At 43.1% G+C, this 11,494-nt stretch carries 12 protein-coding genes; 11 read left to right on the top strand and 1 reads right to left on the bottom strand.

Annotation, left to right across the window (positions count from 1 at the left end):
• The 11 genes from A4E24_RS02285 to A4E24_RS02235 form a co-directional block, all read left to right on the top strand.
• A partial coding sequence (locus A4E24_RS02285; protein WP_292351288.1) for a CheB methylesterase domain-containing protein occupies positions 1-286 on the top strand: 286 nt, incomplete at its 5' end.
• A gap of 42 nt (positions 287-328) precedes the next feature.
• Entirely contained in the window at positions 329-2,419 is a 2,091-nt protein-coding gene (locus A4E24_RS02280; RefSeq protein ID WP_292351286.1) for a chemotaxis protein CheA, read from the top strand.
• A 19-nt stretch (positions 2,420-2,438) separates the two neighbouring features.
• The gene (locus A4E24_RS02275) at positions 2,439-3,053 is read left to right on the top strand and encodes a chemotaxis protein CheC (protein WP_292351284.1); all 615 of its coding nucleotides are present in this window, start codon (positions 2,439-2,441) and stop codon (positions 3,051-3,053) included.
• Between the two features lie 75 nt (positions 3,054-3,128).
• Positions 3,129-3,950, top strand: coding sequence for a protein-glutamate O-methyltransferase CheR (locus tag A4E24_RS02270; protein WP_292351282.1), 822 nt, complete (start codon positions 3,129-3,131; stop codon positions 3,948-3,950).
• A gap of 34 nt (positions 3,951-3,984) precedes the next feature.
• A complete protein-coding gene (locus A4E24_RS02265) occupies positions 3,985-4,602 on the top strand; it encodes a chemotaxis protein CheC (RefSeq protein WP_292351281.1) in 618 nt (205 codons plus the stop codon).
• A 20-nt stretch (positions 4,603-4,622) separates the two neighbouring features.
• The gene (locus A4E24_RS02260) at positions 4,623-5,096 is read left to right on the top strand and encodes a chemotaxis protein CheD (protein ID WP_292351279.1); all 474 of its coding nucleotides are present in this window, start codon (positions 4,623-4,625) and stop codon (positions 5,094-5,096) included.
• A gap of 51 nt (positions 5,097-5,147) precedes the next feature.
• Complete coding sequence (locus A4E24_RS02255; RefSeq protein ID WP_292351278.1) at positions 5,148-6,149, top strand: DUF3795 domain-containing protein; 1,002 nt, start codon at positions 5,148-5,150, stop codon at positions 6,147-6,149.
• 23 nt (positions 6,150-6,172) lie between these two features.
• Complete coding sequence (locus A4E24_RS02250) at positions 6,173-6,802, top strand: chemotaxis protein CheC (protein WP_292351276.1); 630 nt, start codon at positions 6,173-6,175, stop codon at positions 6,800-6,802.
• A gap of 86 nt (positions 6,803-6,888) precedes the next feature.
• Complete coding sequence (locus tag A4E24_RS02245) at positions 6,889-7,215, top strand: hypothetical protein (protein ID WP_292351274.1); 327 nt, start codon at positions 6,889-6,891, stop codon at positions 7,213-7,215.
• Positions 7,216-7,343: 128 nt separating this feature from the next.
• Complete coding sequence (locus tag A4E24_RS02240; RefSeq protein WP_292351273.1) at positions 7,344-7,970, top strand: hypothetical protein; 627 nt, start codon at positions 7,344-7,346, stop codon at positions 7,968-7,970.
• A gap of 10 nt (positions 7,971-7,980) precedes the next feature.
• Entirely contained in the window at positions 7,981-8,586 is a 606-nt protein-coding gene (locus A4E24_RS02235; protein ID WP_292351271.1) for a hypothetical protein, read from the top strand.
• A 216-nt stretch (positions 8,587-8,802) separates the two neighbouring features.
• Here the strand turns inward: A4E24_RS02235 and A4E24_RS02230 are convergent.
• A partial coding sequence (locus A4E24_RS02230) for a disaggregatase related repeat-containing protein (protein ID WP_292351269.1) occupies positions 8,803-11,494 on the bottom strand: 2,692 nt, incomplete at its 5' end.

Below are 11,494 nucleotides of genomic sequence, written 5' to 3'. Positions count from 1 at the left end.
TAACAAAGAACCCAGGGAATTGGGTGTCAGACCCTGCGTCAATGTGCTCTTCCGAACATTGGCCCCCATATATGGGGCTAACATCCTTTCAGTTATCATGACGGGTATGGGTACGGACGGAGCTGAAGGTGTGGAAAAAATAAAGCAAGCCGGAGGAAAGGCCATAGCTGAAGACGAGAGATCATGTATTGTCTATGGTATGCCTAAGGCCATAGTTGATCGTGGGCTGGCAGATCGCATAGTGCCTCTTGAGATGATAGCCACAACAATTCAGCAGCTCATATGAAGAACATCATAAGATGATCAAAAGTCACTGTTGGTGGAAATTATGGAAATGTCGGAATATAAAGAAATATTCAAAGTTGAATCTGAAGAGCATCTTCAGCAACTTAATGAGGCGTTGCTGGGATTGGAACAAAACCCAAATGAGATGGAATATATCAATAATATGTTCCGTTCTGCTCATACCTTAAAGGGTATGTCTGCAACTATGGGATTCAATACGATCGCAGAACTCACTCATGAGATGGAAAACATCATGGATATGATCAGGAAGTCTCAGATAAGCCTGACCGAAAAAATAATCGAGATCCAATTTGAGTGCCTGGACACCCTGGAAATGCTTGTTGAGAACATTGATGACCCTGATGCTGTGGACGTATCCACACTGCAATGTAAACTCCATAGTATAACGATCCCGCCTTCAAATGTACAGGATACAATGACAGTTCCAGCACCAGTTACTAAGCTGATGGATCCTGCTCCTGCAAAGAACATCGATAATGGAATTCCTGCTAGCCAGAGTACCAATATTACAGAACCATTGCCCTGTAAAGAAGTGATGAGCAAAGAAATCGAGTTCACCCGGGAAGAACTGGCTGAGATCCAGCATGCAAGATCAAATGATCAGGAAGTATTTACCATTAAAGTGCTTCTTGACGAATCATGTGTACTTAAGGCAGCCCGTTCAAGCATGGTACTCATGAACCTGGATAAGGTAGGAAAAATCATTAAAACCAAACCTTCGGAAAAAGAGATTGAAGATGAAAAATTCGATTTCAGCTTTGTGGTGGTTGCTGCAACTTCTGAAAGCATGGGATCTATACAACAAATGATAGAGAACATTTCAGAAGTAAAGAAAGTTGAACTGATGACCCTGTATCCTCAAGAAGAAACTACTGATGCCCATACAGAAGATATTACGAAAGGAAAGAACGTAGATCCAACGAACAAAAATACTATACAACAGAAAAAGAACGAGTCCTTAAAGACCGGGCAGAGCATCAGGGTCAACATTGAAAGACTGGATAACCTCATGAACCTGGTCGGAGAACTCATCATCAATAAGATCAGACTTAACCAGCTAGCCACAAGTATAAAATCAAAGGACCTTGAGGAGGCTCTTGGTACCCTGGACAGGCTTACCAATGAGATACAAACAGAGGTAATGGGATCAAGGATGGTTCCCATCGATCAGATATTTAGCCGTTTTCCAAGGATGATACGGGATCTGGCAAAGTCTGAAGGCAAACAGATCAATCTTATGATAGAAGGTAAGGAGATCGAGCTTGACAGAACAGTCCTTGATGAGATAGGCGATCCATTGGTACATTTGCTGAGAAATGCTGTGGATCATGGTATTGAATCACCGCAAGAACGTGCAAAAGCAGGCAAATCACCTGAAGGACTTGTACGCCTTGCAGCATCCCGACAAAGAAATACCGTGCTTATTGAAGTGCAGGATGACGGAAAAGGTATGGACCCTTCAAAATTAAGGGATGCTGCAGTAAAGAAAGGTTTGATGAGCAAAGAAGAAGTTTCCAAGCTCTCTGATGAAGAAGCACTGAATCTGATATTCCTCCCCGGTTTTAGCACCAACAGCGTCATTACAGACGTATCTGGCCGAGGTGTGGGAATGGATGTCGCGAAGACAAAGATCGAATCGCTGGGAGGGAATGTATCAGTAAGATCAGTGCTTGGAGAAGGAAGTATTGTCACACTTCAATTACCTCTTACTATTGCGATCATCCAATCACTGATGATAAAAACAGCTGGTGAAACGTACGCTATACCCCTCAACAATGTGGTAAGGGATGTAGGTATAAGATCAAAGGATATTAAGACAATAGAAGGGCAGGAGGTCATCCTGCTGCGCGGAGAGGTCTTACCGCTTTTAAGACTTAACAGTATTCTGGATTGTCCTGTTGAAGTCGACGACAAAGAGAACCTCATTGTAGTAGTTGTAGAAAAGATGGGGAATCACTTTGGTTTTGTTGTTGATGAACTGCTTGGGCAGCAAGAAGTGATAATCAAATCCCTTGACAGCAAAGTGTTACGTAGCGTGAAGGGATTTGCAGGTGCCACGATCCTAGGGGACGGTACCGTTTGCTTGATACTTGACATTGGAACATTGGTCTGATACTTAAGGAGACATAATAATGCCTGAACTCGATGAAATGACAAAGGGTGCCTTTCAGGAAGCTGGGAACATAGGAATGGGCCATTTAGCTACATCCCTGTCAAAAATGGTTGATCGCGAGGTCAAGATAGACATTCCAAAGGTGGATATATATCCACTGCAAAGGATCATGAACGAAGCTTCGGAGGGTACTCAGAAAAGTGTCGTGGGAGTACATTTGAAAATAAATGGTGATGTAACAGGAGGGACACTTATATTGCTGCCAAAATATTCAGCTCTCTCCTTTGTCGATCTGCTCAGAAAAAAACCGATCGGCACTACTCATGCGATCCAGGAAGAAGAAATAAAAAAACTCAGGGAGATGGGAATGCGACTATGTGCTGCATATATGCGGGTAGTGAATGAGTTCCTGGGGATCAACCTGCAGATAGGTGAACCTGAGATATGCGTGGACATGGAAGGCGTCGGGAAATTTATAAAAGATACAGTGGGGTCTATGGCAGATGAATTCATAGTAGTGAAAGGAATAGGCTATGTACCTTCTACAAATTCCCGCAATGAGTTCAATATGCTCTTTGAACCGGGCGCTTCAGATGTAATCGTTGCAGCCATTATGAAAAAAATGATGGGTTAATAGATTTTCGCTACTGTGTAGCCTGAAAGGGTACAATGTTCTAAAAAGAGCGCCTATACTAAAGGAGTCGGTTAAATGTTAAAAATTGAGTCATCTGAAGATCAGGAATACATGAAATTGAAAGGACTCATTAAAAAGAATCTGGGTTTCAATAGTGAACAATACAAAGATTCACACTTCAAAAGAAGAATTGACGTGAGAATGAGGGCAACCGGCTCAAAGAACTTCGGAGAGTATGTGCAATATCTCAATGCTCACAAAGATGAGTATCAACAGTTAATGGATACACTCACAGTGAATGTCACTAACTTCTTCAGGAACTCTGAAACATACGAAGTCGTGGAAAAGGAAGTGCTACCCGCTATAATAAAGTCTAAAAGCACAGGACTTCGGAATATACGAATATGGAGTGCTGGATGCTCTATAGGTGTCGAAGCGTACTCCATAGCAATACTTCTGCATAAAATACTTGGGAATAATTTTTCCCGATATAACATCCAGATCACTGGAACTGATATTGACATAGATATTATCAAAAGAGCTGAAGATGCTATGTATTCAGAAGTGGAGATGAAAGAAGTTCCTGCTGACATACGCACCAAATATTTTGATCATGATGGAGAACGCTATCATTTAAAAGCTGAGATCAAAAAAGTTGCAAAATTCCGCAGGAATGATCTCATTTCCGGAGAAAAGCTCACAGGTTTTGATGCCATATTTTGTCGTAATGTCACCATCTATTTCGAAAAACAACTCCAGGAAAGATTATACATGGATTTTTACAATGGCCTTAATAAAGATGGGTTTTTTGTAATGGGAAAAACCGAAACATTGATAGGGCCTTCCAAAGATCTTTTCAAAGCCTTTAATCCCAGAGAACGAATATATCAAAAGTGAAAATGCTGGTGGCTCAGCTAAAAGAGATGATCCTATGGTCTATGATGTTTCCAAACTTACGGACTTCCATTACAGCGCTTTAAAAGAGATAAGCAATATAGGAATAGGTAATGCAGCCACTTCTCTGGCAACGATGCTGGGAAGTGAAGTAAAGGTAATGACCCCTGATCTTAAGGTTGCCAGGATAGAAGAAGTGGCAGAGTTTTCCGGGGGGGCGGATAAACTGGTTTCTGGGGTCCTTATGAAGCTATCCGGATGTGTAAAAGGTTACATGGTAATGCTTTTACCACCGGAAAGTGCAAAACTTATCTGCAATACAATAACCAAAGAACAAGACTCAGATATAAAGAACCCAATGAACGAGTCCCTTATATCAGAAGTGGGTCACATCCTTGGAAGCACTTATATGACCGCCTTTTCTGATTTCCTCAAAATAGATGTTTTTGCATCAGCACCGTTCCATACATATGATATGATCGGTGCCATTATGGACAATATACTCATTCAGATGAGCCAGGAAGTGGAACATGCTATCATTCTTGATACTCTGTTCACACTAAAGGGTAATGATATGCATGGGAAACTGCTCACTCTTTTCGATCCGATATCCCTTGAATTGATCTTGGAGCAAGTGAATGCACTGTTCCGCTGATCCATTGATCGACTGATACTATGATAGTGATAGGAATGGCAGATTATGCTGTGACTCGCAGCCCGGAGAAATTGACAACTTTGGGTTTAGGATCCTGTGTAGGCATTGCCCTCTATGACCCGGTGACCAAAATAGGGGGATTGATACACATAATGCTGCCAACTATTGAAAATGCACGTTTTACAGATAACTGTGCCAAATTTGCAGATAGCGGCATACCTTACCTCATTGAACAAATGATAGGTATCGGGGCAGTGCGCAGAAGACTGGTGGCTAAAATAGCTGGTGGGGCAAAGATGTTCTCTTTTAACAGCGATGCCAGCATGAACATTGGTGAACGAAATATACAGGCTACCAAAGTTGTGCTCTCAGAAATGAAGGTGCCTATAATTTCCGAAGACGTGGGAAAAAATTATGGCCGCACCGTCGTGCTGGACACGGATACAGGAGTATATTACGTTAAAAGTGCAATAAAGGGAGAGAATGTGATTTGATGGTAAAAATTGTTTATTTGTTGAAAGAGATATATTCCTGTGGAGGTAAGAATGCTTAGCTCAGATCTTACTATATTACATATTGTATTCATATCCATCTCCCTCTTGGGAGGAATGGCTGCTATTTATTTCTGGATAAAGGTATATGAAGACACAAGAAGAGGCTCTGTTGCTTGGCTTCTTCTTGCCCTGACAGCAATATTCCTCATCACTACTGCGATCTTCCCTGCTCTGGCAGTTGGAAATCCTGATCAGAACGTAGTTGAGACCATATTATTGTTCCTTGGTTTCTGGAGTGCTGTATACACAAGTATATTTGCAGCTGCTGGCTTTTTGATGTTCCGGGCTTTTAAGACCATTCCCCGCCAGAACCTGGGTGATTTCCTCATAGAGGGAATGGTATTCAGAAAAGCCGAGCAAAAGACATCTGAGTATGATCCGAACGATGCTGAAAACATTGCCAGGCTGTTACAATGGTCAACATTGATCGAGTATACTCCCAAAACCCGGTACGAGGATTCGGTAATAGAAATGTGCCTCCGCTTTTATGGGGAAACCATGAATGTGGTATTGGTTTCCACCGAGCCTCGTACTTCTGTATATAAGGACAGGCTGGGAGAACTGGTGGATATAGGAGCCATGAAATTCATTGAACTATCCGGTATTGAGGAAGAACTGGTGGAAAAAGATGGCGTGATCATGTTGCCGATGAGCGAGCTTGATCATTTCTTTGATCTAACGAGCAAGCTGCCTGCGGGCTGCGCCCTTATATTTGAACCACTCTCTCATATGCTACTGACAAAAGGAGAAGATCTTACCTATAGCTTTGTATCAAGAATGGTAGAGGATTTTGCATCCAAAGGGATCTTACTGGTTGGTATGGTCAATAGCCTTGCACACCCAAAAGAAGTTATTGGTAAGTTCGAAGGACTATTTGTGAACATTGCAGAGGAGTCAGAGGATAGTATAAAGATAGTAAAAGGTGGCAAAGAAGAATTCGTTCGCTTTTATGCAGGCAAGCGTTTCTTCCTTGAAAACGAAACTGAGAAATAAAGCTTGATCGGGGATCTTATCTTATGATGCAGCTTTCAGGTTTCCAGTCAGACGCCCTGAGAGAGATAGGGAGCATTGGTATGGGCAATGCCACAACAGCTCTCTCGCAGCTTTTGGATTGCAAGGTTCAGCTGAACCTGTCAAATTCCCAGGTTATAGACATCGCATCAATGCCGTCAATGATGCCTTCATCTATAACCCTGGCGGCTATAATGATGGAGCTTACAGGAGATCTGAATGGCATCATGATGGTGCTTTTTGATTCAAACAGTGCTGTTACCCTTAGTTCCCTTCTGGTGAGCAAAAACACACTGGAAGAAGATCCCGGAATGTACGAGTCTGCTCTCAATGAGATAGGCAATATCCTGGCAGGATCCTATCTGAAGAACATATATGATCTTCTGGGAGCGAAAGTGCTCCAATCAACTCCTGAAATAGTGATAGGAGATGCGCAAAAGTTGTTCGCTGAGATCGCAGTCAGACTAAGGGGAGGGTCTACTGATATACTCAACATAGAAACGATGTTCCAAGTACAAGTTTTATCCAGGCCTCAAAGTAATTCTACTTTTTATGGTGACATGTTCGTTTTTCTTGACAAGGACTCTTTAAGTTCCTTGCTCATTCTAATTGAAAAGTTGCTGAATGGAGAATAAGGTGGGTCGAGATGGAAAACAAATGGGTCCGCCATTTTCAACATTCTGAAAATATAGAGCTACAACCCTGGCCATTGTTAATGAAGATGATCCACAAAACAGAAGATGCCAACTGGCAACACAAGCATAGATCACAAAGCGATAGAATTGAGGTTAAATATCCTTTCAAAGTTGCATCCTGGTCATGTGCAGCTCCGAATTCAAATAATGCAAAGAATGATACAGAAGATGTAACCCTGTTCTGGTCAGAAGAATGTACCTTATTCCTTGAATACCACCTTTCTGGAGAAGAGAACTTCAAACTGGAAGTATCTTCGGTGAAAGAGGCACTGTCATTGATCGAACAAGATAACTTTACAACAGAGAAACTGTACCCTAATGCTCCGCAATTCAAATGGAAGCGTATCTCGTAAACATATCATCCATAAAATATATATCTGTAAAAATAATAATAAGCTTATAGAATCCTGTGAACGCATATGTGAAGAAAAAATATACTGAACTTTTGAGCTTCGGGAATTTTAAATGGAGAACATTGATCATGATGGACATAGCATTATATTCACTTGTTGACGACATGGTTAGCAAGGCCGGCACCGAGGGTGTAGTAGAATACTGGCTTCGGGTCGGAGAGAGTTATGCAGAAAGAATGGGAAAAGAAGCATATGTGGGCTGGCCGGCCTTCAACGTAGCAATGAAAGAAGGCAGAACTTCCCTCACCATTGAGGGTGAAGTAAATGTACTTACAGATCTTGCGATCACAGATAAGGACGGAGATGTGATAGGATATGTGTATGCATTGAAAACATGCCCAATGGCCCCTACAATGATCAGGTTCATCCAGAAGATCGGGCCGATCCCTGACTCTGATGAAGATGTTGCAGATAGCTATAATAATCGCATCCGTGACTCGGCGGTTTCGAATTATTGTATAACTCACCAGCGATTCAGGGAAGTTGCTGCCAACAATATTACCGTTGCAAAGCAACCTCTTGAATGCCTGCACCTTGCAAACAAAGGACGCATGGGAGAAGTAAAGATGCTGCAAGAAAATCTTGCCAGGATCAATGTTGACGATAGGCATATAAAAAGCATCCTTAGAAGTGCTTCCTGTGTCTTTGCGTTGATCGTGAAGGGTAAATCTGCAGGTGAGGAAATAGCGGAGTAAGGTGAAGTACATGGCAGAAACAATAGCCTCTAATCCTTTTGTTGATGTATCTGTTTTCCTCTTCTTTGAGGATATCTCTGATAAACAGGGTGTTGAAGGTTTCACTAACTATATAGTGGGACAGGCAAAATCTCTTGCAAAATCTGTGCCAGAGGAAGAATACGATACCTGGGAAGACTTTACTAATGCGGTGGTCAATGGGGAATCAGTACTTTCATCCTTTGAGAATATAAAACAGATCAGCAGCAATGGCTTTGTTACAAATGTGTGTCCTTTTTCAAAGGCCATAAGAGAATATATCAAACGTCTTGGTAATTTCAATCCAGTGCATATGGAAGCTACTGATCACTACAACCATACCATTCAGCCTTCTGCTGCACACAGTGCTTGTATGATGCACCAGACATATCGCAACGAGGTCGCAAAGAGGATCAAAATAGGCGGTAAACCCTTACAGTACGCTCAGATCGCTGCAAAGGCATACACAGGCAAGATCGCATTGCCTCCCGAATCCTGGAAGAAGGTATTGCTGGAAAAAGCTGGCATTTCCGAAACACAGGGTTTTATGGAAATGCGGGAAAACTCATGCCTGTATGTACTTTACATTCAGGATTGATAAAACTTTTTTGAAGAGTTGTTTGATAAGATCATCTCCTCTGTTTCTTTTTAGCATCAAAAAAGTATCCTTCCTTAAAAAGGAGTTAAAGAACCTGATGCATAGGAGGCCTATTATTATTTCCATCTCCACAATGCAATCCGTTGAAAACACTTTTTATTAAACTTAAAAATATGAGTAGAGCGAAATTATATTCGCTCTCGATCGCTTTCAGCCTCAGCAGCTGGTTACGGCCAGTTTTGGTCTCTGATCAGCATTGGACCAATCCGAACTGTAGAAGGCAATGTAATTGCCGCTCTCTGTCCTGGCCTTGAGGAAGAAACCGGTATTGGTATGTTCACCGCTGACATATTCCTGCACAAGTTCAGTCACGTCAAGTTCGTAGTATTTGTTACCAGGCACTGTGCTGGCGGGGAATGTGATAGATGCGTATGGGCTGCTGCCCTGAGATATACCGTTCTTATCATACCAGTTTCCTCCGGCTGTGCTCCATGGGATGCCATAGGCACGGTGATTCCAGCTAACATACTTAGGATCCCATTCCTGTGGCCTGTAGATCTCCACCACAGTGTCAGAAGTACGAGTAGTGGATGAAGGATAATACCAGTAGAGTGAAAGCTTGGCCTCGGATATTGCGTCCGTTGTATCGTACCCGCTAAGATCGAACATCATTACATCCCTGCAAGCACTAGTACTTTTCCCAATGTCAAGATAGGTGGAATCGTAAAGAACTGTACTTGGTAAGGACTCACGCAACCTGTTGTCATAGGTGGCGAAATATTCGACAATTACCACTGGTTTTGTGACGATCACAGTCAATGAATCTGTGGCTGTCTGACCACTGGTGTCAGTGACAGTCAGGGTCACAGTGTAATTGCCTGCACTGGTATACGTTGTAGTGGCTGTTACACCTGTGGCTTCAGAGGTTATGCCATTTGATGCATCGAAGTCCCATGAGTAGGAAACTATGCCGTTATCATCCGCAGAAGCACTTGCATCGAAACTAACAGCTGAACCTGTGAGTGCGGTCGTATCAGAACCTGCGTCTGCAACCGGTAATTCATCTGCAATGAACGGGCTGGCAGATACGGTCAGTTTCGGTCGCTGGTCAGCATTGGACCACTCTGAACTGTAGAATGCAATGTAATTGCCGCTCTCTGTCCTGGCCTTGAGGAAGAAACCGGTATTGGTATGTTCACCACTTACATATTCCTGCACAAGTTCCGTAACATCGAACTCATAGTATTTATTACCAGCCAGCTTGCTGGCAGGGAAAGTAAGGGATGCGTACGGGGTACTGCCCTGTGCAACTCCGTTCTTATCGTACCAGTTGCCTCCTGCAGTTGTCCAGGCAGAAGTAGAGGTTCTGGAGTTCCAGCTAACATACTTAGGATCCCATTCTGCAGCAGGTCTGTATATATCTAATACTGTGTCAGAAGTCCGGGTGCTGGCTGAAGGATAATACCAGTAAAGAGACAAGGTTGCTTCAGATATCATATCAGTGCTGTTGTATGCGCTAAGATCGAACCACATAAGGTCCCTGCAACTGCTTGTGACCCTCCCGACATCAAGATAGGTGGTGTCGGAAAGAACAGTGGTCGGTGATAACTCACGTAACCTGTTGTCATAAGTGACCTGATCAAGGACAATATTTGTAACTGGCGCAGCACTGACGATCACCGTCAATGAATCTGTGGCTGTCTGACCAATGGTGTCAGTGACAGTCAGGGTCACAGTGTAATTGCCTGCACTGGTATACGTTGTAGTGGCTGTTACACCTGTGGCTTCAGAGGTTATGCCATTTGATGCATCGAAGTCCCATGAGTAGGAAACTATGCCGTTATCATCCGCAGAAGCACTTGCATCGAAACTAACAGCTGAACCTGTGAGTGCGGTCGTATCAGAACCTGCGTCTGCAACCGGTAATTCATCTGCAATGAACGGGCTGGCAGATACGGTCAGTTTCGGTCGCTGGTCAGCATTGGACCACTCTGAACTGTAGAATGCAATGTAATTGCCGCTCTCTGTCCTGGCCTTGAGGAAGAAACCGGTATTGGTATGTTCACCACTTACATATTCCTGCACGAGTTCCGTAACATCGAACTCATAGTATTTGTTATCAGCCAGCTTGCTGGCAGGGAATGTAAGAGATGCGTATGGAGTACTGCCCTGTGCAACTCCGTTCTTGTCATACCAGTCTCCTCCCGCTGTGTTCCATGGGGTACCAGAGGCACGGGAAGTCCACGTCACATACTCGGGATCCCATTCAAAAGCCGGTCTGTATATATCTAATACTGTATCAGAAGTACGGGTACTGGCTGAAGGATAATACCAGTAGAGCGAAAGCATTGCCTCGGATATTGTATCCGTTGTATTGTATGCACTTAGGTCGAACCACATAACATCTCTGTAACTACTACTGCTCCTTCCAATGTCAATATAGGTGGAATCAGAAAGAACAGTAGTAGGAGCTGCCTCACGTAACCTGTTATCATAATTGGTTTGTGAATCTTCATATTGATTTGAGATCGGTGATAATGATGAACCACTCTTGGAAGCTTCGGCAGTGTTACCATATCGGCCAATGTTTATTAATCCACCATTCGGAGATGGTTCGCTGCTGCAAGCACATTCGGAATTACCTGCATCTATCAGTGGGCTCGATATTGAGTCTGTTACCCACTTGCCACTTGAATAGCGGCCTGCCTTGCTTTTAAGATGGTAGTCACGTGAACTGAGTTGTGAATTGGCTGGGTCGACACATTGTGGATCAACATTGAGATTCTCACTCATTGTGAAGCCTGAACCATAGGTTTGCCCATTCTTATTGTTATAGATATTATTATTCTGGACTATGAACTTCGCGTAGGATGGCTGTGTGTTCCATATGCCCACGCCTGAGCCTGTA

It is taken from the genome of Methanomethylovorans sp. PtaU1.Bin093 (assembly GCF_002067275.1).
Lineage (GTDB): Archaea > Halobacteriota > Methanosarcinia > Methanosarcinales > Methanosarcinaceae > Methanomethylovorans.
Note: the sequence above shows the minus strand (reverse complement) of the source record. Positions and strands in the feature narration are given on the sequence as shown.